The following is a 22186-nucleotide window of genomic DNA, read 5'->3' as shown; positions in this document are numbered from 1 at the left end:
AATTTCTTAACGTGCTGACTACGCGGCATTCTGATGAAGTTGCGTCGTGCGCAGACCTTGCACATCAACAATCAAAGCGACATTGCCGTCACCCAGAATAGTGCCACCGGCGATGCCTTCGACGCGCTCGAAGTTCTCTTCAAGCGATTTGATAACAACTTGCTGCTGACCGATAATGTCGTCCACAACCAGCGCCAGCTTTTGACTGCCTTCGGTCTCGCACAAGACAACAAACTGATCGTCCGGCTTTACTTCAGACGGAAGTCCAAAACGCTGGCAAAGATCGGCCACCTGCACATATTCGCCACGCACCTGCAGCACGCGACCACCAGAAGGAACGCGGTCAAAACTTGCACGCGAGCACTGGATTGTTTCAACAATCGAAGAGAGTGGGACCACGTAAGGGCTACCGCCCAGTCGAACCAACATCACATCGAGTACCGCCAGTGTCAGCGGCAGACGCAAGGTCATACGCGTGCCCTTGCCAGTGCGACTGCGGACGTGGACCGAACCACCAATCTTTTTGATGTTGGAGAGCACCACGTCCATGCCCACACCGCGACCAGAAATGTCGCTCACCGCATCCGCTGTCGAGAACCCAGGGGCAAAGATCAATTGATCAATCTGCTCATCAGTCGGCGTGAAGTCTGGCGCAACAATGCCCTTGTCGCGAGCCAGCTGCAACACGCGGTCACGGTTGATGCCAGCACCATCATCTTCGACGATAATCAGAATATTGCCGCCTGCCTGTTCGGCCGAGAGACGAACGGTACCAAATTCGTTCTTACCAACGGCAAGACGCTTTTCTGGCGTCTCGATACCATGGTCCGCTGAATTTCGGATCATGTGGGTCAGCGGGTCCGAAAGCTGCTCAATAACCGTCTTATCGATTTCGGTGTTTTCACCGATGGTTTCGAGCTTGATCTTCTTACCGGTTTTTATCGCCAGTTCGCGTACGAGCCGCGGCATACGAGAAAAGACCGATTTGACGGGTTGCGCACGGATCGCCATGACCGAGTCCTGAAGACCACGAGTGGTCTGCGCCAGAACTTCAAGACCACGGACCAGCTCGGTATAGCGGGCGCGCAGGGTCTCATCCATTTGCTGGGTCAGCATGGATTGCGTTATCACCAGCTCACCCACCATGTTCACAACACGATCAACCTTATCAAGGTCGACGCGGATCGACTGAACACCAGAAGGTCGGTGGCTCTCTTCTTGTTCATTTGCCGCTGTCGGCGCTGCAGCCGCAGGAGGCTTCGGCGCAGTTGGAGCAACGGGCCGCGCTGCAACCCCAGGCGCTGCCGGCTTAATTTCAGCAGCGAGATCAAGGAAGCTTAGGCCCGCGTCTTCAGCGGCAGCAGGAACTTCAGCCTTCGCAGCGGATGGAACAACCACAGCCTTCTTGCTGGCCATTTCTTCTTCGGTCAGCGCCAAAAGACTGGCAAAGTCTGCGTCTTCTTCTTCGTCGGCCACGATGGCTTTGACCGGAGCCGCAGGTGCAGCACCGCCACGCGAGATGATAATTTCACAATCACCGTCGACGAATTCGAACACTTCGCGAATGGAGATTTCGCTGACGTCAGGCCCGCTCAGCGTGATCGTCCACGAGCAGTAGACAGCAAAAGGATCGAAATCCGCTAATTGCGAGATCTCAGCCAGATGCGCAATGACGCTTATCTCGCCTAGTGCAGCAAGTTCGCGGAAGAGCAACAGCGGATCATTGGCACGCGCGTAGAGGGCGCGATGCGGCGTAAAGCGGATAGACCAACTTCCGTCGACGTCCTCCATCGGTGGGGCGTCAAACGTATCGTCGCTGGCGTCGTCTGTGCCGATGGAGACCATGACTGGCACAAACTCAAGGTCGAATTCTTCGACAATCTCGCCGCTGAGATCGTCTTCATCGTCGCTGGTAGAGGTGTCACCGCGCGCCAAAGCGTCAAAGCGGGACTTTTCTTCTGACCCGTAATCGAGAGGAAGTTCTTCCCCCAATTGCGCCGCCTTCACATAATCCGCGACGATATCATTGGCACGGATACAGAGGGCTGCAACTTCGTCGGTGAGCTCTACTCTGCCATCACGAACGTAATCGAGCAGGGTTTCATAGGCGTGCGCGAAGCCCACCAATGCAGAGAAGCCGAAAGCTCCTGCCCCGCCCTTGATCGAGTGAATTGCCCGGAAGACAGCATTGAGGCGATCGGAACCACGCTCGCCTTCTTCAATGGCAGCAAACTGTTCTTCAAGCTCGGTTAGAAGCTCGGAACATTCGTCAAAATAGGTTGCCTTGAAATCGTCGAGATCACTCATACGCGCTCTTCGCCCCTTCTGGGCTCATCTGGCATTTGGTAGTCAAATGCCCGCTGAACGGCGTGTTCGGCGGACATATAGGGTGTTAGTGGACAACGCGGTTGATAACGGAGATCAGTTTTTCCGGGTCGAAAGGCTTAACGATCCAGCCGGTACCGCCGGCCGCCTTACCCTGATCGCGCTTATCCTGGCTCGTCTCAGTGGTAAGAATGAGAATTGGAAGGCTATTGTGCTGGCCTGTGGCGCGCACGTTCTTGATAAACTCAATGCCGTCCATGACGGGCATATTGATGTCGGTGATGACAACATCGACGCTCTCATTCTTGAGAACATCAAGTCCCTGCTGGCCGTCTTCGGCTTGCAAGACCTCAAAGCCCGCATTGCTCAACGTGTGATGCAACATGGCCAAAATCGTTCGCGAGTCGTCGACGGTGAGTACACGCAGCGTCATTGTTCTATCATCCCCGAAAACCGGGCATTCAATCCCAGTCTCTCAATCGCAACACTCATGGCTGCGCTTACATTTTGAATGGCAAACCCAGTCTGCTGGACCTGTGCAGTCTCAGCTGCGCTCACCAAGAGAAACAGTGCATTGGTGGAGACACGTTCCACCGCTGATGCATCGACAACAACAGCGCCCAGACCAATCGCGTCGATGAGGCGATCGCGTATGGTATCTAGCGCATCGAGGTCGATAATGGCTGGTAAGGCGACCGAAATGCTATTTGAAATGGCCATAGGCGAGACAAGCCCCCGAAGTCTTCACTTGCCATAATCGCCCGCACAGGTTGAGGAATTGCTAATCGTGTCAGTCAGTCAGCCCTATCCACAGCATAGAACGCCACTTATGGCCCGCTCGGCCTGCCAAATTGAGCGAAAAGGTTTCGAGCGAAAACCTTGCTCCGCTCCCATCTGCGCGCTATCGGCATAGGGAACGTAGATTGGAATAATCATATGGCCCCCAAAATAGCGCTCACCGGCATTGCCCGTGATCTCGCGGCTCGCGCTGAGCAAGGTAAAACCATCCGGGTGGGGGTTATTGGCTCGGGTGAAATGGGCACCGACCTCGTGACCCAGATGAGCCTGATGCAAGGCGTCGAAATGGCTGCCATTGCCACACGTCGTCCTCACACCGCGCTCGACGCCATGAAAATCGCCTATGGCGATGATAGTCGCGGCAAGGAAGCTGAAACGCCAGCTCAGGCCACAGCCGCCATTGAGCAAGGCAAGATCGCCATCACCAACGCCGAGACGCTGGTTACGACCCCCAACATCGACGTGATTATTGATGCGACGGGCAAGCCGGGCGTTGCGGCCGACTATGACCTTATGGCCATGGAGCACGGCAAGCATGTGGTGATGATGAACGTCGAAGCCGACGTCACCATTGGACCTTACTTAAAGGCTCAGGCCGATCGCCTTGGCGTTGTTTATTCGGTGGGTGCGGGCGATGAGCCAAGCTCATGCATGGAGTTGATCGAGTTCGTTTCCGCACTTGGCCTCGACATTGTTGCTGCTGGTAAGGGCAAGAACAATCCTCTTAAGCACGATGCTGTCCCCGACGATTATCGCGAAGAAGCCCTGCGCCGGAACATGAACCCGCGCATGTTGGTGGAGTTTGTCGACGGTTCAAAAACCGCCGTGGAAATGACCGCTATCGCCAACGCCACCGGCCTAGTACCTGACGTTCCGGGCATGCATGGCCCCGCAACGCACCGTGATGACATGGCCAAGGTTCTGATCCCCAAAGAAGACGGGGGCATCCTCAACAAGATGGGCGTGGTTGATTTCACCATCGGCAAGGGCGTCGCACCCGGCGTATTTGTGATCGTGAAAGCAGACCACCCGCGCATTATCGAGCGCATGGATGATCTGCATATCGGGCACGGGCCATACTATGCCTTCTTCCGCCCATATCATCTGACCAGCTTGGAAGTGCCGCTCACCTGTGCACGAATTATGATGTACGGCAGGCCAGACATGGTGCCTCTGCCACGACCAGTGGCTGAAGTCTGTGCCGTCGCCAAGCGCGATCTCCTGCCCGGCGAGAGCCTCGATGCGATTGGTGAGACCTGCTACCGCTCTTACGCAATGACCGTTACTGACGCGCAGGCGGCCAAGGCCATCCCTGTTGGTCTTTTGGAAGGCGGACGAGTGACCGCTCCTATCGCTAAGGGCAGCCTGATCACCACCGCCAACGCGCAACCCGACACCTCGACGCGACTATTTTCGCTGCGCCAAGAGCAGGACCGCATGCTGGGCTACCTTTAAGGCGATCACCAGAAGCTCCCTCGCGGGAGCTTCTTTCATTTTCAGTCGATGTTTTGCGATAGAGGCAAAGGATAGCGCTTCCGGTGGGGTGGCAGGCGGTGCATGACCATGCCAACCACTACCAAAACAATGCAGGACGCGAGCAACGCCCCAAACAAGTTTAAGGCTGGTACAGGGCCAGTATACACCATCAACGGAACGGCCGCCGCCGGGGGATGGGACACTCGAAAGACCAGCATGGTCAACATTGTTAGTCCCACCGCCAGCCCAACGAGCCACCAAGGCTCGGGGACAACCACCATGCTCAGCGCCGCAAAAACAGCCCCAATGAAGTAGCCCGCAAAAATGTTAATCGGCTGAGCCCCAGGCGCTTGCGGCTGGCCAAATATGAGCAGTGCGGTTGGAGCCAATGGCGCGAGCAGCAGAGGCAGTCCGCTGGCGACGCCCAATCCGGCAATTAACGTGACACTGAGCGCGGTTCCGATTGTGGATTTGAGATGGATGCGCCAGTCCGCTTTCGGCTCATGGCGTGCAACCCAGCGGGCAAGGAGGGGATTTAATTGGCGCATTCGTGGACAATTTTCCATTTTTCAATCGCCAGATAAAGTTTCATCTGCACTTTGCCTATGCCCCTTGCGTGCTTGCGCCCAGACGCCGCACGGGATAATTGCTGACACGCTAACTCAGAAATAAAGTAAACATGATGGACGCCATTGACCCACGCGCTCCGCAGCGCGTTCGCCACGAGACCAGGCTTCGTCTGCTCACGGTCAAAACCGTGACTGACATCACCCCCCTCATGCGCCGCATACGTCTTGAAGGCGATATGGCAGGTTTCGCTTCACTTGGACACGCCGACCACATCAAAACCTTCCTTTTTGCCGAAGGTGTGGCACCGGAGCTTCCACCCGTTGGCCCACGTGGTGCTGAATTTGCGCCTGGCACTCGCCCTGTAATGCGTGACTACACGCCACGCTATTGGAATGTGGAAGAAGGCTGGATCGAACTCGACTTCGTCCTCCACGGCGACGGCCCTGCCTCCACTTGGGCAAACTCTGCTGTCCCCGGCAGCAAATTGGTTATCGGTGGGCCCCGCGGCTCGATGATCGTGCCCTTCGCATTCGACTGGTACTTGCTCGTCGGCGACGAAACAGCGCTGCCCGCGATTGGCCGCCGCATTGAAGAAATGCCTGAAGGCGCCAAGGTTTTTGCCTTTCTCGAGGTCGACAACCCTGCAGAAGTGCAGAGCTTTGAAACCAAGGCGGACCTCGCATTGCACTATGTCTACCGCAATGGCGCGACCGCAGGTACGACGGCAGTTCTCGCGGACGCGGTAACTGCTGCTGCACTGCCAGACGGCGTAGCCTATGCCTATATCGCTGGTGAAGTGACCATGGCCCACGCGGTGCGCGACCACTTAACGTCCGAGCGCGGTTTCAACCCTGAATACATCAAGGCTGCAGGCTACTGGCGCTATGGCGTTGCTGACGCTCACGAAGATCACTAATTGTTTGGGCCAGCCTTACTGAGGCTGGCCTCCAACAAATTGCACCGCTTTGGCACCGCCAGCTATCCCTGCACCTAGACAAGAACCAGCATCCGCACCGGCCAAAAGCGCGCCAACAAACCCGGCCGCAAAAGCATCCCCTGCCCCGGTTGTATCAACCACCGGTACGACAGGCGCCGGAAGGCTCAGCACAATCCCCTCTGTCCCACCCAACACCGCCCCGAACCGACCGCGTTTAATAACGACATTTCGGAAGGTTTTAGCGAGTATCGCGACTTGCTGTTCGAAATCAGCATGCCCTGTCAAAACCTCTGCCTCCCTGTCATTGGCAAATATCCAATCACATGAGCCCACCCAGGCCATAAACTGACTGGGGCCGATCTCGGCCAGAAATCCAACCGAGGCTGGGTCGACAGCAATTGGGATTTGGCGCGCGCGTGCTTGGTCGAGCAGAAGCCGTACGGCTTGCCTCGGCCCCGGCGAAAACAGACTATAGCCCGAGATCAAGACGAGCCCGACCTCGTCCAAAACGGTTTCGGGCATATCATCTGAGCATAGGTTTAGATTGGCGCCGCGGTCGGTCAGAAAGCTACGCTCGCCGTTCTGATCCAGCAGCGTCACGAGGATGCCTGAATCAAACTCGCCATCGCCAGCCAAATGGGCATCAACACCAAATCGCGCAAAATAGCGCTCGTGCGTGGCCAAGTCGTCCTGCCCTACCCGCGCAACAAACTTGACAGGCACGCCGGCCGCACCAAGCCACACCGCCTGATTGGCCCCGGAACCGCCGGGGCGATTACGAATTTTCGCGCGTCGATCAGAGCCCCACACTATGGGGCCCTCAGGTTTGACAATTATGTCGGTCATCACGTCGCCGACGACAAGGACCTTCAAGCTCATGGGCGATGCACGCTCGCCTTATTGGCTTCGATCGCCGCTAGTTCGACCGCAATTTCTGCTGCAACTCGGGCATTGTTTTTGACGAGGGCAATGTTTGAGGCCAACGACCGTCCCCCGGTCAGCTCAAAGATCCGCTTCAACAGAAAGGGCGTGGTCGCCTTGCCAGCAACGCCCTGCGTTTCCGCGTCAGCCAAAGCCTGCGTGATGAAGGCTTCGATTGCCTCTGGCTCCCAAGCATCCGCTTCCGGAATAGGATTGGCAATCAGCACCCCACCCATTTCTAAATCGGATTGAATGGACAGCATTTTTGCAACTGCTGCGGCAGTATCAAATCGATGGTCGACCTTAAACCCACTGGTCCGAGCCCAAAATGCCGGGAAATCATCGGTTCCAAAGCCAAGCACGGGCACACCATTGGTTTCCAAAACCTCTAGTGTCTTGGCGATATCCAGAATGGATTTCGCGCCCGCACAAATGACCGTCACAGGCGTGTTGCCGAGCTCTTCCAGGTCTGCCGAAATGTCAAAACTGTCCTCGGCACCGCGATGCACCCCACCGATGCCGCCAGTCGCGAAAATGGCAATTCCGGCAAGCGCTGCTATCTGCATGGTGGTGGCAACAGTTGTGCCCGCCATCTCCCCACTCGCCAATAGTGCGGCAACGTCACGACGGCTGGCTTTGGCTGCCCTATGACCTTCGACCGCTAAGCGTTCCAAGTCATCGCCAGAAACACCAACGCATAGTCGACCGTCCATGATTGCGATCGTCGCTGGCACGGCACCTGCTTTACGCACGACATCTTCGACCTCGCGCGCCATGGCCAGGTTCTGCGGATAGGGCATGCCATGGGTGATGATTGTCGATTCGAGAGCAACCACTGGCAGACCCTTCGCCAGCGCCGATTTCACCTCGCCCGAGACCGATAGATAGGCTTTCCCGTCCATGGATATTCCCTATTCCCAACCCTGTGGGTGCCGCAAAAGGCCAGCACTGCCATACTAGCTTTTGCGCTTGGGCAACAAATGGGTCAAGAGGTGCAAAAACTTCGCCTACACCGCCTTGTCGGCGGGCCCAATTCTGCTAATTTCGCGATGATCCTGAGGGAAAGGTTACTTCGCTGAACACGTCTATTGTTGATGGCGCGCAATTTGCGCCTCGATACACGCCCGGCTCCGGGACAATGGCAGCGTTGACCAACCGCTCTGACGAGCGGACGACTTCTCGATTCACATTTCCAATTTCACATTTTCCGAGCTCTCAAAGATGAGGTGCCGGGGCAAGTCGCGGGGCTTTTCCGCGACCCAAGCGTTACGCCGCTAAACCAGCTGTCGCGTCAGACAGACCATCGCCTCAACCAAGGTCCCAATAGGAGACTGATCCATGAACAAGCCACTCGCCATTGCCCTGGGTGCTCTCTTGGCTGCTAGCCCTGCCTTTGCGCAGGAAGAGCCAGTGCTCAACGTCTACAACTGGTCCGATTATATCGCCGAAGACACCATCGCCAATTTCGAAAAGGAAACTGGCATCAAGGTGAACTACGACGTCTACGACAGCAATGAAATCGTCGACGCCAAGCTCCTTGCTGGCAATTCGGGCTATGACATCGTCGTGCCGTCGGGCAATTTCGTTGAACGTCAGATCAAGTTCGGCCTGATCGCCCCACTCGATAAGTCCAAGCTGACCAATCTGGGCAATCTTGATCCGGTCGTTATGGAACAGGCCGCACGCCACGATCCAGACAATGCCCACGCGGTTCCCTACATGATCAACACGATCGGTCTGGGTTACAACGGCGCCAAGCTGGCGGAAGCTCTGGGTGCCGACGCGCCAATCGACAGCTGGGACCTGTTGTTCAAGCCTGACGTGGTATCAAAGCTGGCGTCTTGCGGTGTTGCCGTTCTCGACAGCCCGTCTGAAGTCATGGGTATTGCGCTGAACTACCTTGGCATCGACGCCAATTCAGAATCTGAGGAAGACCTCGCTAAGGCCGAAGCTCTGCTTAACTCGGTGAAGCCGCACATCCGCTACTTCCACTCGTCGCAGTACATCGACGATCTGGGTAACGGCGAAATCTGCTTGGCCCTCGGCTACTCGGGCGACATCTTCATTGCCTCGGACGCAGCAGCGGAAGCCAATCGTGGCGTCGAAGTCAACTACCTGATCCCCAAGGAAGGTGCAGCAACGCTGTTCGACTTCATGGAGATTCCTGCGGACGCCCCGCACAAGGAAAATGCCCACAAGTTTATCGACTACATCCTGCGCCCAGAAGTTGTGGCTGAGATCACCAATTATGTGTTCTACGCCAACCCAAACCTGCCGGCTCTTGAGTTTGTAGACGATGAAGTGAAGAACAATCCGGGCATTTATCCGCCTGCAGAAGTGCTGGCCGAAGCTTTTGTGATGTCTGCGCACTCTCCAGAGTACGAAGAGGTCTTGACCCGCACTTGGACCCGCATCAAAACGGGTCAGTAACAAGTTTTGCGAAGGGGCGGTTTCGACCGCCCCTTCAACCATTGCCAGCCCGGTTTTCGAAACTCTTCGAACACCCTCCCCTGGCGTTGTTTTCGAGTACCGATTTTTGCCCTAACCGGAGAAGTCGGCAGCGCTGAAGATGACGGCAGGTGGCCGTCAGTAGAGTTGCAGAGCGTCAATGGCCAAGAAGCCGCAGCTTGCAGTCGATACGCGCCCATGGCGCGATACTGGTAATAATAAGCCCTTCGTTCGCATTAAAAATGTGACCAAGAAGTTTGGCGACGTCACTGCTGTCAATGACGTGTCGCTGGACATCTATCGCTCTGAACTCTTCTGCCTTCTGGGCGGTTCAGGCTCGGGCAAGTCGACGCTGTTGCGCATGCTCGCAGGTTTTGAAATGCCAACCTCGGGCACCATCGAGATCGACGGCCAGGACATGACCAATGTCCCGCCCTATAACCGTCCCATCAATATGATGTTCCAGAGCTATGCTCTGTTCCCGCACATGACGGTCGAGCAGAACATCGCCTATGGCCTCAAGCGTGATCACCTGCCCAAGGATGAAATCGCGGCCCGTGTCGCTGAACTTCTCGCCTTGGTGAAGTTGCAGGACTATGGCAAGCGCAAGCCGCACCAGCTTTCCGGTGGCCAACGCCAACGCGTTGCCCTCGCGCGTGCTCTTGCTAAGCGACCAAAACTCTTGCTTCTCGATGAACCGCTTGGCGCACTCGACAAGAAGCTGCGCGAGGAAACCCAGTTCGAGCTGGTCAAAATCCAGGAATCGCTTGGCGTTACCTTCATCGTCGTGACCCACGACCAGGAAGAAGCCATGACCTTGGCCACCCGTATCGGGGTGATGAACCAAGGCGAAATCGCCATGATCGGCGAACCAACTGACATCTACGAATATCCAAACTCCCGTTTTGTCGCGAGTTTCATTGGCTCTGCCAATATGGTCGAAGGCACTGTCACCGAAGACGAGCCAGACCACGTGCGTATCCGCTCCAAGGAATTGGGTTGCGATATTTACGTCGGCCACGGGGTCGACTGCGCACCAGATCAGATTTTGTGGTGGGCCATCCGCCCAGAGAAAATGTCGCTGAGCCGTGAAAAGCCCGAGGGCCATTTCGGCGCCAACGTCACCACTGGCGTCGTCGAAGAAATCGCTTATTTGGGCGACATCTCGGTTTATCAGGTGGAGCTGGAAAGCGGCAAACGCGTCCGTGTGAGCCAGACCAATTCCGTACGCGGTAATCCAGACGCGATTACCTGGGAAGAGAAGGTCTACATCACCTGGGATGACAACGCCGGTTCGGTGCTAACAGTATGATCACCCCTTTTGTTGTTTTCCAGCGCGGGGTCCGAGCATGACTTCAGCTCACGAACCAACCATTCCTCCGCCCCGACGGCTAAAACCTTGGAACGCGGTTGAGCGCTCATTGCGTAAAGTGGGCATCACTGGCCGCATGCTGGTGTTGGCCGCTCCTGCGCTTTGGCTGTTCATCTTCTTTCTGGTGCCGCTCGCGGTTGTTTTCGGCATCTCGCTGGCGACCAAGCAATTTGGCCGTCCGCCCTATTCAGCGCTCCTGAGCACCGAAGACGGCACCGTGCAGCTCACCCTGCATTTGAGCAACTACATCCGGCTTTTCACCGATAATCTTTATATCGCAGCTTACTTGAGCTCGATCCGGATTGCCGCGATCGCAACAGTGATCACGCTATTCGTTGGCTACCCAATGGCCTATGCCATTGCGCGTGCGCCCGACCGGTGGCGCAACATCCTGCTGATGTTGGTGGTTCTGCCGTTCTTCACATCCTTCCTGCTGCGTGTTTATGCCCTCTCGGGCTTTATGCGCGGCAATGGCGTCATCAACCAGTTCTTGGGCATGTTCGGCATTCCGCCTCTGGTGATGATGCAGACCGACTTTGCCGTCTATGTCGGCATTGTTTACACCTACCTGCCCTTTATGATCCTGCCGCTCTATACGACGCTGGTGAAGCTCGATAGCTCGCTGTTCGAGGCCGCAGCAGACCTTGGCGCGCGTCCTGTGCTGACCTTCCTCACGGTTACCCTGCCGCTCTCGCTGCCGGGCATTATCGCCGGGTCGATGCTGGTGTTCATTCCAGCCATTGGCGAGTTCGTCATTCCCTCGCTCTTGGGCGGTCCTGAAACACTCATGATCGGCCGCGTGTTGTGGGATGAGTTCTTCACCGCCGCCAACTGGCCGCGCGCTGCAGCTGTCGCCTGCGCCATGCTGCTTGTCGTCGTCGTTCCCATCATGCTCCTCCAAAAGGTGCAAAGCTCGATGGTGGAGAAGTAAGATGTTCTCACGTGGATGGTTTTTGCCCATCGCCGCAGCACTTGGCTTCTCCTTCCTTTATGCGCCAATCGTGTCGCTGGTCATCTTCTCGTTCAACGAAAGTAGCCTCGTCACGGTTTGGTCGGGCTTTTCGACCAAGTGGTACTCCGCGCTCTTCAACGACCCACAGCTTTTGGGCGCTGCCTGGCTGAGCCTACAGATCGCAGCACTTGCAGCAACAATTGCGCTTGTGCTCGGTACGCTTGCGGCAGTGGCGCTCGTACGCTTCCGCCGCTTCAAGGGTCGTACACTGATCTCAGGAATGGTGTCGGCCCCGCTGGTCATGCCTGACGTGATCACGGGCCTGTCGCTGCTTTTGCTCTTCGTGGCCATGGAATCCATGCTGGGTTGGCCGCGCGGTCGCGGGATGATGACCATCGTCATCGCCCACGCCACGTTCTGTACGGCCTACGTCTGCGTTGTGGTTCAATCGCGCCTTGCAGATTTCGACCGAAGCCTTGAAGAAGCCGCGATGGATCTGGGCGCGAGCCCTGTTCGCACGTTCTTTGACGTTACTTTGCCTATCATTGCGCCGGCCCTCGTATCGGGTTGGCTCTTGGGCTTCACCCTCTCGCTCGACGATCTTGTGATCGCCAGCTTTGTTTCGGGCCCCGGCTCGTCGACCCTGCCAATGGTGATTTTCTCCAAGGTCCGCCTTGGCGTGTCGCCCGACGTAAATGCGCTTGCGACCATAATAATTGGCATCGTCGCTGCCGGGGTACTGCTGGCAACCTTGGTGCAATTGCGCGGACGGCCCAAGAAAAAGGCCCGTGCGTAACCTTGTTGAAACCCGCTTCCGAGCGGGTCTTTTCTTGGCACAATCGCCCATTACTCGCCGGACTAGACAGAGCAGAACTTTGAGGGCACACTCTTATTATGTTCAACCTGTTATAAGGAGGTGATCCAGTGTCTTTTGAGGTTTTAGTTCTCTCGAGCTCCGGTATTCGTGCAGTGAACGGGAGTGATCTCGGCTAGCACACCTCCGCAGTCCCAGAGACTGATTAACTCAGGAAGGGCCACTCTTAGGGGTGGCCCTTTTTGTTGGGCTTGACGTGGGGGCTTTAGGCATTGATACCCCAATGCAAATATTTTGGAGGCTTGCCGTGTCCTCGGCTAATTTTGTTCTGACCCTATCCTGCATCGACCGTCCGGGCATTGTGGCTGCCGTCACAACAGAACTGGCGGGCCTGAATGCCAATATCGCTGAGAGCAATCAGTTCTGGGATAAGGAAACCGGTCGCTTCTTTATGCGCATCGCCTTTACCGCACCGGATGGGCTGAGCCGCGAAGCTATTGAAAATGCGCTGAAATCGCCAATCGCTCGCTTCGATATGCAAACCGCGTTGAGCGACGAGAGCATTCGCAAGCGTATCGTGATCATGGTTTCAAAGTTCGACCACACGCTCTTGCACCTGCTCTACCAGATCCGTGTGGGCTGGCTAAATGCCGACGTTGCAGCGATCGTTTCGAACCATGAAGATGCGCGCAAAATCGCAGAAGATGCAGGGATTCCATATCATTACCTGCCTGTGACCAAAGACACCAAGGCCGACCAAGAAGCCAAGGTGCTTGAGATTGTGCGCGACAGTGGCGCTGATCTTGTCGTGCTCGCCCGCTATATGCAGGTGCTGTCGGACAAGCTTTCGACCCGTCTTTTCGGTCAGGTCATCAACATCCACCACTCATTCCTGCCGAGCTTTAAGGGCGCTAAGCCCTACCATCAGGCGCATGAGCGTGGAGTGAAAATCATTGGCGCTACAGCGCATTACGTCACTCCAGACCTCGATGAGGGTCCGATTATCGAGCAGGAAACTGCCCGTGTGACCCATGCCCTGAGCGCTGATGATCTGGTGGCCGCTGGCCGCGATATCGAAAGCCGCGTTCTGGCGCGTGCGGTGAAATTCCATTTGGAAAACCGCGTGATGCTCAATGGTCGTAAAACGGTTGTATTTGGCTGATTGGTTCGGCCTTTAGCCGGAGCGTCACGCCATAACTACCGATACAACCACACTAATTATCCTTGCCGCAGCGGGCATCGCTGCGGCTTGGCTCATTTTCTCAGTGTTCAAGCATCTCTTGGGCATTCTGGCGATAGCGGCTTTGGCCGCCATTGCGTTTGTCGTGGTGACACGGCCTGAACTCATTGATTTCGCAAAGAGTTTTCTCGCGAGCCGTTAGGCCACAGCGTCGATTTCGATATCAGCTAGATTGAGCGAGTCAGCGAGGCTGGTCCGGTCCAGCACAGCACGCGTTGCCAGTGTAACCCGTTCAAAAACATGTCGAATTTCGCACGACGCTTCATCCTGACAATCAACGCACTTGCGATAGGCGATCTTTGAAAGGCAGGGGAGCGGGGCGATTGGACCATCGATTAGCCTAAGTACTTCTCCGTAGGTAATCTCCGATGGCGCACGCACAAGCCCGTATCCGCCCATGCGTCCGCGGCGGCTGGTGACGATGCCAGCCCGTTTTAATTCCAAGAGAATTTGCTCCAGGAACTTTTTGGGGATGGCCTGATCGCGGGAGATTTCGCCGATCATACGGGTCTCGCCAGGAGCGGTGCGGGCGAGAGCAACCAGAGCGCGCAAGGCGTATTTGGCCTTTTGAGAAATCATAATGCGCGCCGGGCCTTATCAGTCTTTGGTCTCTGGTTTAACCACCGGCACGTCATCATTCGTCGAGGTCTCCTCGGAACCTTCAGATGCAGTAGCATCCTCTGATGAAGCCTCCTCCGTCGCGACGGGTTCGTCAACCGTTTCGATCACGGTTATTTCAGCGGGCGGTAAACGAGGGGCCTCTGATGGGCCTATTTGTGGCACTGTGCCGGCACTTTTGGGCTCCACAATGGTCAAAACTTCGATTTCGATGGGCGCCGGACGATTTTGGGCCACGGGCTCTGAAGCCTCAACCTCGACAGCCTCCTCAGCTGCCGACACGGCAACAATTTCAGCCGTGGTTTCGTCGTCGACAAGCGGCTCGATTCGATCAGCCGGACCATGCTCCTCTTGAGCGTCTATCAATACCGGATCTACGACTGGTAGCTCGTCCTCACCCAAGGCGGCGTATTTGATCACGGCGGAATGTGCTTCCTTTATCGGCGCTTTGGTTACGGCACCTGCGGCACGCAACACATCCAAAAAGCCCCGACCAATTTCGCGCTCGCCGCGAATGATCGTACTTGCCCCCAACCCACGCAGAAAATTCTCTTCCTCGTCGGAATAAGCGCGAGCGATGATCTGGATACTTGGGTTGAGCTTGGCTGAGCTCTCGCACACACTGCCCGCTTCAAAGGCATTGGAAATGGCAACGAGAAGCGTTTTGGCTTGCGCGAGATTGGCGAGCTTCAACACGTCTTGGTGCGCCGCATTCCCGACCACCACTTCAAAGCCTTCGCTACGCGCGGCAGCGACGTCGTGATCAGAATCCTCGATGACGACGACACCTCCGCCCTCAGCCTTGATGCCTTGGGCGATCACGCGCCCCACTTCGCCGTAACCAACCAGAACGGTGTGCTCGGTTTGAGTGGATGGCTCTGCCGTATCGTCGTCAGCGCCAAGCGCTCCGCGATCAAGGCCAGCGGCGGTTGGGATGTCGGTTGTCGCGGGGCCTGTTGCAGCCAAAGAGGGCTCATGACGTCCGGCGGCTGGTACACTGGACTTGTCTTCGCCCAACGGCTTGCCAAAGCGCGCCTCAAGCTTGGGACGAATAAGGTCGTTGGCCCAGAAAGCCACGGGGTTGAGCAGAATGGAGATCAGCGCGCCCGCAAGAATAAGGTCTTTCGCCTCGGTGGGGAGAATGGCCAGGGCAACGCCCATGCTGGCAAGAATGAAGGAGAACTCACCAATTTGTGCCAGCGACGCCGAAATGGTGAGGGCGGTGCCGACGGGGCGGCGGAACAGCAGCACGATCCCGAAGGCGGCAAGGGACTTGCCCACCATAATGATGAAAACGGTGGCCAGAACCTGGAACGGCTGCGCCAAAAGGATGGCCGGGTCGAACAGCATGCCGACCGAGACAAAGAAGAGAACCGAGAAGGCATCGCGCAGCGGCAGGGTTTCGTTGGCGGCGCGATGAGACAGCTCGCTCTCAGCCAAGATCATGCCCGCAAAGAAAGCGCCAAGCGCCAGCGACACGCCAAAGAGCATGGCCGAGCCGAGGGCAACGCCCAAGGCTATAGCCAGCACGGCGAGACGGAACAACTCGCGACTGCCGGTGTGAGCCGTGGTGTGCAGCGCCCAAGGGATAATGCGTCGACCCACGACAAGCATGAAGCCAACGAAAGCGGCCACCTTGATAAGTGTCAGAACGAGCACGCCCCAGATGCCGATATCAACGCCCAGAATACGGGTAACGAAGGAGACGAAGGGATCGTGCACGCCCGTTGTCGTGCCGCTGACACTGGCGATAGCGGGAACCAGGACCAGCGCGAGGACCATGGCCAGATCTTCGACAATCAACCAGCCAACAGCAATCCGCCCGCGCTCGCTCTCCAGCAAGCGCCGGTCTTGCAGCGCCTTAAGCAGTACGACGGTGGACGCCACGGACAGCGCCAAGCCAAAGAGCAGGGCCGCGCCAAGGCTCCAGCCCAAGAGAAGGCCCAAGCCCGCGCCCAGAATCGTGGCCGAGGCGATCTGCACCACAGCGCCGGGAATTGCAATATTGCGGACACTCATCAGGTCTTTGAGAGAGAAATGGAGACCCACCCCGAACATGAGGAGGATGACGCCCATTTCGGCCAGTTCGGCCCCGATTTTCTGATCGGCGACAAAGCCGGGCGTGAAGGGACCGACGAGAATACCGGCGAACAAATAGCCCACCAAAGGGGGCATTTTGAACCGGTTGGCGATCATGCCGAAGATATAGGCTAGCACCAAACCCGCTACGATCGTCGTGATCAATGGGGACTCGTGGTGCATCTGCGCCTCCGGCTTTTCGCGATTTCAAAGTTCACAATGAGGGATCAAATCCTCAAGTTCAAGCGAGCATCGGCCCAAGGCGATACGCGCGGGCAAGCTTAGGCCCTGCCCCCATAGATGCGGAAAACATGACTGAACTTTGACTCTGGCGCGGCCGAATGGCGGCCTTAGCCGCTGACGATGGTTATCTTTTCAGCGGCACGGGTAATCGCCGTGTAAAGCCAGCGCGCGCGTTCCTCGCGGAAGACATGGCTCTCATCGAAGAGATAGACATTGTCCCACTGGCTGCCCTGCGCCTTATGGACGGTGAGGCAATAGCCAAAGGTGAACTCGTCAAACTGGCGGCGCTCGGTCCACGCCATAGCGTCTTCCTCACCCGCAAAGAACGCCTTGTGCGTGAGGACTTTGGCTTCGCCCTTGCCTTCATCATCAACGAGGAGAAGCGTCCACTTGCCAGCGTTGCGTTTCCAAGCTTCCGAGACGATCCAGATTTGACCGTTGAGGAGACGTTTACGCGGATTGTTGCGCAGGCACACCATTCGGTCGCCAAGGACCGGCTCATGGAACGGCAGGCCTTTCAGCTCGCGGATACGATCATTATAGGTCAGACGCGTTTTATTGCGCCCAACGAGAACCTGATCGGCCTCCATCACCGCGTCACGATCAACCTGAGCACGGGTGACAACGCAGCTCTCACCATAGGTGCCGTGTTCCAGATAGCCCCCTTCACGGACAGCCATCGAAAGGCGGATGATCGGATTATCGGCGGCCTGGCGGTGAATTTCGGTGAGCATGATGTCGGGTTCGACATCGGTAAAAAAGCCTGCGCCCTGCACTGGCGGCAGCTGGAAGGGGTCGCCGAGAACCAAAACCTTGGTGCCGAACGAGAGAAGGTCGATTGCAAGCTGCTGATCGACCATCGAGACCTCGTCAATGACGATGAGGTCGGCGTCGGCGGCCCCGCTTTCGGGATCGAGCGCAAAGCGCGGCTCGCCATTATCGTCCGAGACCAGCGTATAGATCAGCGAATGGATGGTTTGCGCGCCCTTGCAGCCGCGCTTGCGCATGACCATCGCAGCCTTGCCGGTGAAAGCTGCATAGCGCACCGAGCGCACGTCTTGCGCTAAGTGCACGGCCAGCGTTGACTTGCCCGTGCCGGCCCAACCAAACAGGCGAAAGACTTGCGGAGCGTTTTTGTCCTTAAGCCAATTTGAAACAGCGATAAGTGCTGCATCCTGCTGAGCAGACCAGACGGGTGGCATTAAAAGATCTCCGCTTTGATGGTCCCAAGGCCCGCAATAGCGCCTTCGAGAACATCGCCTTTCACCACCGCTCCAACGCCCGCAGGCGTGCCGGTCATAATCAAATCGCCTGCTTTGAGCGCAATGAATTGGCTGAGATAGGAGATGGTCTCGGGAACGGACCAAATCTGTTCAGACAAATCACCCGATTGGCGCAGCGCGCCATTGACCTTGAGCGTGATGGCACCGGCTTGGAGATGGCCGATTTGCGCTGCGGGCACAACCCGCCCAATTGGCGCAGACTGATCAAAGCCTTTGGCCATTGTCCACGGCCGCCCCTGCTTTTTCGCTTGGGCTTGGAGGTCGCGGCGCGTCATGTCGAGACCCACCGCATAGCCAAAAACATGGCTTAGCGCATCGCTTTCAGCAATGTTCTCGCCGTCTTTGCCAATGGCAACTACCAGCTCGATCTCATGATGGAAATCGGCGGTCTGCGGCGGATAAGCGATTGGGGCGTCGTCAATAACCACCGCGTCCGCTGGCTTTTCAAAGAAGAAGGGCGGATCGCGCAGATCATTGCCCATCTCTTTGACGTGCTCAGCATAATTTCGGCCCACGCAGTAAACGCGGCGCACCGGAAAAAAGCGCCCATCGGCGACAGGCACAAGCACCGGCTGCGGCGCATCAAAAACCAGATCAACCACGCTTGAGCTCCTCAGCATAGGGACGAATAAGACCCCAATCGGCGGGGCCTAATCGATCCTGCGCTGTAAAGCTTTGATGCCAATAAGGATAGAGCAGCGGCGGTTGGCTGGCCTTTTCGAGCCGCGCTCGTTCTTCGCTTGAGAGGGTGAGCTTTGCGGCGGCAATATTGTCGGCAAATTGGGCTTCGTTGCGTCCGCCAATGATCACCGAGGTCACGCCGGGGCGCCCCAGCAGCCAAGCCAACGCCACTTGCGCCCCAGAGACGCCGCGCTGTTCGGCGATTTCAATGAGCACATCGATGATGGAATAGAGCTTTTCCCAATCATAAACCGGAGGCTCGCGGAAACCGCCAACATGGCGACCACTTTCCGGGCCGCCATCGCGACGATATTTGCCCGAGAGCAGGCCGCCCGCCAGCGGGGACCACACGAGAATGCCAAGGCCCTGATCGTGCGAAACAGGGACCAGTTCATATTCGGCATCGCGCGAATGCAGCGAGTAGTGAATTTGCTGGGACACAAAGCGTTCGCTGCCGCGCTTTTCGCTGGCCATGAGCGCTTTCATGATGTGCCAGCCGGAATAGTTCGAGCAGCCGATGTAGCGAACATGACCGTGGCGCACGAGCGTATCCAGCGCCTCCATGGTTTCCTCGATCGGGGTCAGCCCGTCCCACTCATGGACCTGATAGAGGTCAATGTAATCGGTCTTGAGCCGTTTCAGGCTCGCCTTGCACTGCTCGATAATGTGGTGGCGCGACAGCCCGGCCTGATTGGGCCCATCGCCCATTTTGAAGCGCACCTTGGTGGCGACAAGAGCCTTGTCGCGCCGACCATTCTGCGCGAGCACTTCGCCCAAGATTTCTTCGGAGACGCCAGCATTGTAGACATTGGCTGTGTCGTAGAGATTGATCCCCGCGTCGAGGCACATGTCCACTTGCCGCGCGGCGGCATTGACGTCGGCATGGCCAATCTTTTCGCTACCGCCGAAAGTCATTGTGCCCATGGTCATAACCGAGACCTTGAGGCCTGATCGGCCCAGTTGACGATATTCCATGAGCATTCCTCCTTTGTTCTCCTCTTAACAGGGCTAAAGACTGGAGCGGCTGCGGTCAATCGGCTGGGTGGCGTTTCTCGCAAGGGTGAGCGCAAGGGCAGACCATGACGCGGCAAAGTTTCAATGCTAGAGCTGTTCGTCACCTCGTCTTAGGCAGTGTTGTGCGGCCCAATTCCATCGCTCTCCCGGTTCTTCTCGTCGCGCTCGGCATGGCCTTTACCCAAACCGGGGCCAGCTTTGCCAAAATGCTGTTTCCGCTGGTTGGCGCACCGGGCGCAACAGCGCTGCGGCTGACCATTGCCGCCGTGGTTCTCATCGCCATTTTCCGCCCCTGGCGGTTTAAGCTCGATGGGAAACAATGGCGGGCGGTGCTGCTTTATGGCGTCTCGATGGGGGCGATGAACCTCTTCTTCTACGCGGCACTGGAACACATTCCGCTGGGGTTGGCGGTTGCCCTCGAGTTCACCGGGCCACTGGCGGTCGCGCTTTTTGGCGCGAGAAAGCCGCTCGATTTCTTCTGGATCGTTTTGGCGCTGATCGGTTTTGGTTCGCTAATCCCCTGGGGCGGAAGCGGTGACGATATTTCGATTATCGGGGTGTTGCTCGCTCTGGCAGCGGGCGCGTGCTGGGCGGGCTATATTGTCTTTGGGCAGCGGGCGGGGACCGGCGGCGGGCCGCATATCGCAGCGCTCGGTGTTGGCACGGCGGCGATCATCGCCCTGCCCTTTGGACTTATGACGGCGGGTCCGGCGCTGTTTGACGTCTCGATCCTACCGCTTGCCATCACCGTGGCGCTGATGTCGAGCGCTATTCCCTATGCGCTTGATATGGTGGCCCTGCCCCATATTCCAGCGCGGCTCTTTGGGATTTTGATGAGCGGGCAACCCGCTTTGGCGGCAATCTCGGGGCTGGTTATCTTGGGCGAGCGGTTGAGCGTTTTGCAGACCATCGGCATGGTGGCGATTATGGCGGCGTCAATTGGGGCGACGCTGACCATTGCCCGCGCAAAAAACCGCGAAAACATTTGATCCCAATCAAATAGCGCGGGGCGATGGAGCGTTAAATACGGGTCAATGACATTGGCCCGGAGCCTTCCCATGGCGCTGACGACCGCACAATTGGTGGATCGCTATTCCGCCCCTGTTCCGCGTTACACAAGCTATCCCACCGCGCCGCATTTTCATGACGGCATCACGGGGCAAACCTATGCGCAATGGCTCAAGGCTTTGCCAGAAGACGCGACGCTCTCGCTCTACTTCCATATCCCCTATTGCGATCGACTCTGTTGGTTTTGCGGCTGCCACACCAAGCACACGCTGCGCTATGAGCCGGTGGCGGACTATCTTCTTGCGCTTTACGCGGAGATGGATTGGGTTTCGCGCCAGCTAGAGGGGCGTGGCATTGTTACAGCGATCCACCTCGGGGGCGGTTCGCCAACCTTGCTCAAGCCCGCCGATCTCCTCGCGCTAAAACGCAAGATTGCGGACGGCTTTACACTCAGCCCCGAGGCAGAGATTAGCATTGAGATTGACCCCAATGATCTCGATGAGGGGCGGTTTGACGCTTTTGCAGAGTTTGGGCTGACGCGGGCCAGCATTGGCGTGCAGGATTTTGACATCACCGTGCAAAAGGCGATCAATCGGCTGCAAAGCTATGAGCAGACCGCGGCTGTGGTGCAGGCGGTACGCAGCCGGGGCGTGCGTTCGGTCAATCTCGATCTCGTCTATGGGCTGCCGCACCAGACGCTTTCGGCGCTGGAAAAGACCGTCGCCAAGGCGTTGCTGATGGAGCCAGATCGCTGCGCGCTCTTTGGCTATGCGCATGTGCCTTGGATGAAGCCGCATCAGAAGATGATCGATGAAGCCACATTGCCCGGCCGGCATAGTCGGTTCCAGCAGGCACAGCGCGCGGCGGAGATGTTCACCTGGGCTGGGTATCGCCCGATTGGCTTTGATCACTTTGCCCGGCCCGGCGATAGCCTCGCCATTGCTGCCGAGAACGGCACGCTCAAGCGCAATTTTCAGGGCTATACCGATGATGCGGCCGATGCGCTTATCGGCTTCGGGGCTTCGGCGATCGGGCAGTTTCCGCAGGGCTATGTGCAAAACATTGTGGCGACCGCGGACTACAAACGCCGGGTGCATGAGGGCAAGCCGGCCACTGGAAAAGGGGTGGCGCTGACACCAGAGGATCGCCTCCATCGCCACGCTATTGAGCGCCTGCTCTGCGCCTTTGCCTTGCGGCCGGAGGATTTTCACGAGTTTGGACGGGCGGGCGCAAATCTCTTTGAGAGCGCCGTGCTGATGGCCGAAAGCGACAGCGACGGGCTGCTGACGCTTTCGGGCAATTCAGTGGTCGTCACCGATACGGGCCGACCGTTCGTGCGGGCCATAGCGGCGCGGTTTGACCAATATCTGACCCTCGGCGCGGCCCGACATTCGCTGTCGGTCTAGG

At 57.3% G+C, this 22186-nt stretch carries 19 protein-coding genes and 1 pseudogene; 9 read left to right on the top strand and 11 right to left on the bottom strand.

Features of this window, described 5'->3' with window-relative positions:
• Positions 1–18: 18 nt before the first annotated feature.
• The 3 genes from JHC09_RS12065 to JHC09_RS12055 all read right to left on the bottom strand — a co-directional run bounded on the left by JHC09_RS12065 (position 19) and on the right by JHC09_RS12055 (position 3045).
• On the bottom strand, positions 19–2307 hold the full coding sequence (locus tag JHC09_RS12065) for a chemotaxis protein CheA (protein ID WP_199532130.1): 2289 nt from the start codon (positions 2305–2307) through the stop codon (positions 19–21).
• Positions 2308–2392: 85 nt separating this feature from the next.
• The gene (locus tag JHC09_RS12060) at positions 2393–2758 is read right to left on the bottom strand and encodes a response regulator (protein ID WP_169195583.1); all 366 of its coding nucleotides are present in this window, start codon (positions 2756–2758) and stop codon (positions 2393–2395) included.
• Complete coding sequence (locus JHC09_RS12055; RefSeq protein ID WP_199532129.1) at positions 2755–3045, bottom strand: STAS domain-containing protein; 291 nt, start codon at positions 3043–3045, stop codon at positions 2755–2757. The genes JHC09_RS12060 and JHC09_RS12055 overlap by 4 nt, the downstream gene beginning before the upstream one ends.
• A gap of 216 nt (positions 3046–3261) precedes the next feature.
• Here JHC09_RS12055 and JHC09_RS12050 point away from each other — a divergent pair, with 216 nt between their 5' ends.
• Complete coding sequence (locus JHC09_RS12050) at positions 3262–4578, top strand: NAD(P)H-dependent oxidoreductase (protein WP_182394460.1); 1317 nt, start codon at positions 3262–3264, stop codon at positions 4576–4578.
• A gap of 41 nt (positions 4579–4619) precedes the next feature.
• On the opposite strand, the gene JHC09_RS12045 is transcribed toward JHC09_RS12050, so the two are convergent.
• A complete protein-coding gene (locus JHC09_RS12045; RefSeq protein WP_182394461.1) occupies positions 4620–5147 on the bottom strand; it encodes an HPP family protein in 528 nt (175 codons plus the stop codon).
• Between the two features lie 131 nt (positions 5148–5278).
• Between JHC09_RS12045 and JHC09_RS12040 the strand changes: the two genes are divergently transcribed.
• Positions 5279–6085 (top strand): siderophore-interacting protein, encoded by an 807-nt coding sequence (locus JHC09_RS12040; RefSeq protein ID WP_248308999.1) that lies wholly within the window; start codon positions 5279–5281, stop codon positions 6083–6085.
• Between the two features lie 15 nt (positions 6086–6100).
• Here the strand turns inward: JHC09_RS12040 and JHC09_RS12035 are convergent, their stop codons facing one another.
• Both JHC09_RS12035 and JHC09_RS12030 read right to left on the bottom strand, forming a co-directional pair.
• A complete protein-coding gene (locus tag JHC09_RS12035) occupies positions 6101–6985 on the bottom strand; it encodes a sugar kinase (protein ID WP_199532128.1) in 885 nt (294 codons plus the stop codon).
• Positions 6982–7929 (bottom strand): pseudouridine-5'-phosphate glycosidase, encoded by a 948-nt coding sequence (locus JHC09_RS12030; protein WP_199532127.1) that lies wholly within the window; start codon positions 7927–7929, stop codon positions 6982–6984. Before JHC09_RS12030 ends, JHC09_RS12035 begins: the two co-directional genes overlap by 4 nt.
• Positions 7930–8365: 436 nt before the next feature.
• On the opposite strand from JHC09_RS12030, the gene JHC09_RS12025 reads away from it, so the two are divergent.
• From JHC09_RS12025 to purU, 5 genes are all read left to right on the top strand, one after another.
• Entirely contained in the window at positions 8366–9457 is a 1092-nt protein-coding gene (locus JHC09_RS12025; protein ID WP_199532126.1) for a polyamine ABC transporter substrate-binding protein, read from the top strand.
• A gap of 178 nt (positions 9458–9635) precedes the next feature.
• Positions 9636–10787, top strand: a complete 1152-nt coding sequence (gene potA / locus JHC09_RS12020) for a polyamine ABC transporter ATP-binding protein (protein WP_199532125.1) — start codon at positions 9636–9638, stop codon at positions 10785–10787.
• 37 nt (positions 10788–10824) lie between these two features.
• Entirely contained in the window at positions 10825–11778 is a 954-nt protein-coding gene (locus JHC09_RS12015; RefSeq protein WP_169195592.1) for an ABC transporter permease subunit, read from the top strand.
• Position 11779: 1 nt separating this feature from the next.
• Positions 11780–12595 carry an ABC transporter permease subunit gene (locus JHC09_RS12010; RefSeq protein ID WP_199532124.1) on the top strand — a complete coding sequence of 272 codons (816 nt, stop codon included), beginning with the start codon at positions 11780–11782 and terminating at the stop codon, positions 12593–12595.
• A gap of 325 nt (positions 12596–12920) precedes the next feature.
• Positions 12921–13775: a formyltetrahydrofolate deformylase gene (purU, locus tag JHC09_RS12005; protein ID WP_248306534.1), complete on the top strand. Its 855-nt coding sequence runs from the start codon at positions 12921–12923 to the stop codon at positions 13773–13775.
• A 216-nt stretch (positions 13776–13991) separates the two neighbouring features.
• Here the strand turns inward: purU and JHC09_RS12000 are convergent, their stop codons facing one another.
• The 5 genes and pseudogenes from JHC09_RS12000 to JHC09_RS11980 form a co-directional block, all read right to left on the bottom strand.
• Complete coding sequence (locus JHC09_RS12000) at positions 13992–14432, bottom strand: Rrf2 family transcriptional regulator (protein ID WP_199532123.1); 441 nt, start codon at positions 14430–14432, stop codon at positions 13992–13994.
• A 510-nt stretch (positions 14433–14942) separates the two neighbouring features.
• Positions 14943–16733, bottom strand: a pseudogene (locus JHC09_RS11995) (cation:proton antiporter); the annotation flags it as partial.
• Positions 16734–16900: 167 nt separating this feature from the next.
• A complete protein-coding gene (locus JHC09_RS11990) occupies positions 16901–17995 on the bottom strand; it encodes an AAA family ATPase (RefSeq protein WP_182394466.1) in 1095 nt (364 codons plus the stop codon).
• On the bottom strand, positions 17995–18678 hold the full coding sequence (locus JHC09_RS11985; RefSeq protein WP_349236547.1) for a fumarylacetoacetate hydrolase family protein: 684 nt from the start codon (positions 18676–18678) through the stop codon (positions 17995–17997). Before JHC09_RS11985 ends, JHC09_RS11990 begins: the two co-directional genes overlap by 1 nt.
• Positions 18671–19732, bottom strand: a complete 1062-nt coding sequence (locus tag JHC09_RS11980; protein WP_199532120.1) for an aldo/keto reductase — start codon at positions 19730–19732, stop codon at positions 18671–18673. Before JHC09_RS11980 ends, JHC09_RS11985 begins: the two co-directional genes overlap by 8 nt.
• Positions 19733–19836: 104 nt before the next feature.
• Between JHC09_RS11980 and JHC09_RS11975 the strand changes: the two genes are divergently transcribed.
• Positions 19837–20760, top strand: a complete 924-nt coding sequence (locus tag JHC09_RS11975) for an EamA family transporter (protein WP_199532119.1) — start codon at positions 19837–19839, stop codon at positions 20758–20760.
• 69 nt (positions 20761–20829) lie between these two features.
• Positions 20830–22185 (top strand): oxygen-independent coproporphyrinogen III oxidase, encoded by a 1356-nt coding sequence (gene hemN / locus JHC09_RS11970; RefSeq protein WP_199532118.1) that lies wholly within the window; start codon positions 20830–20832, stop codon positions 22183–22185.
• Position 22186: the final 1 nt, after the last annotated feature.

Source organism: Devosia sp. MC532, from assembly GCF_016461625.1.
In the GTDB taxonomy this organism is placed as follows: domain Bacteria; phylum Pseudomonadota; class Alphaproteobacteria; order Rhizobiales; family Devosiaceae; genus Devosia.
Note: the sequence above shows the minus strand (reverse complement) of the source record. Positions and strands in the feature narration are given on the sequence as shown.

What these genes read in the sequence shown, in the direction of transcription:
- JHC09_RS12065 (WP_199532130.1), bottom strand. Translation starts at nt 2,307, where the DNA reads ATGAGTGATCTCGACGATTTCAAGGCAACCTATTTTGACGAATGTTCC.
- JHC09_RS12060 (WP_169195583.1), bottom strand. Translation starts at nt 2,758, where the DNA reads ATGACGCTGCGTGTACTCACCGTCGACGACTCGCGAACGATTTTGGCC.
- JHC09_RS12055 (WP_199532129.1), bottom strand. Translation starts at nt 3,045, where the DNA reads ATGGCCATTTCAAATAGCATTTCGGTCGCCTTACCAGCCATTATCGAC.
- JHC09_RS12050 (WP_182394460.1), top strand. Translation starts at nt 3,262, where the DNA reads ATGGCCCCCAAAATAGCGCTCACCGGCATTGCCCGTGATCTCGCGGCT.
- JHC09_RS12045 (WP_182394461.1), bottom strand. Translation starts at nt 5,147, where the DNA reads ATGCGCCAATTAAATCCCCTCCTTGCCCGCTGGGTTGCACGCCATGAG.
- JHC09_RS12040 (WP_248308999.1), top strand. Translation starts at nt 5,279, where the DNA reads ATGATGGACGCCATTGACCCACGCGCTCCGCAGCGCGTTCGCCACGAG.
- JHC09_RS12035 (WP_199532128.1), bottom strand. Translation starts at nt 6,985, where the DNA reads ATGAGCTTGAAGGTCCTTGTCGTCGGCGACGTGATGACCGACATAATT.
- JHC09_RS12030 (WP_199532127.1), bottom strand. Translation starts at nt 7,929, where the DNA reads ATGGACGGGAAAGCCTATCTATCGGTCTCGGGCGAGGTGAAATCGGCG.
- JHC09_RS12025 (WP_199532126.1), top strand. Translation starts at nt 8,366, where the DNA reads ATGAACAAGCCACTCGCCATTGCCCTGGGTGCTCTCTTGGCTGCTAGC.
- potA (WP_199532125.1), top strand. Translation starts at nt 9,636, where the DNA reads ATGGCCAAGAAGCCGCAGCTTGCAGTCGATACGCGCCCATGGCGCGAT.
- JHC09_RS12015 (WP_169195592.1), top strand. Translation starts at nt 10,825, where the DNA reads ATGACTTCAGCTCACGAACCAACCATTCCTCCGCCCCGACGGCTAAAA.
- JHC09_RS12010 (WP_199532124.1), top strand. Translation starts at nt 11,780, where the DNA reads ATGTTCTCACGTGGATGGTTTTTGCCCATCGCCGCAGCACTTGGCTTC.
- JHC09_RS12000 (WP_199532123.1), bottom strand. Translation starts at nt 14,432, where the DNA reads ATGATTTCTCAAAAGGCCAAATACGCCTTGCGCGCTCTGGTTGCTCTC.
- JHC09_RS11990 (WP_182394466.1), bottom strand. Translation starts at nt 17,995, where the DNA reads ATGCCACCCGTCTGGTCTGCTCAGCAGGATGCAGCACTTATCGCTGTT.
- JHC09_RS11980 (WP_199532120.1), bottom strand. Translation starts at nt 19,732, where the DNA reads ATGGAATATCGTCAACTGGGCCGATCAGGCCTCAAGGTCTCGGTTATG.
- JHC09_RS11975 (WP_199532119.1), top strand. Translation starts at nt 19,837, where the DNA reads ATGACGCGGCAAAGTTTCAATGCTAGAGCTGTTCGTCACCTCGTCTTA.
- hemN (WP_199532118.1), top strand. Translation starts at nt 20,830, where the DNA reads ATGGCGCTGACGACCGCACAATTGGTGGATCGCTATTCCGCCCCTGTT.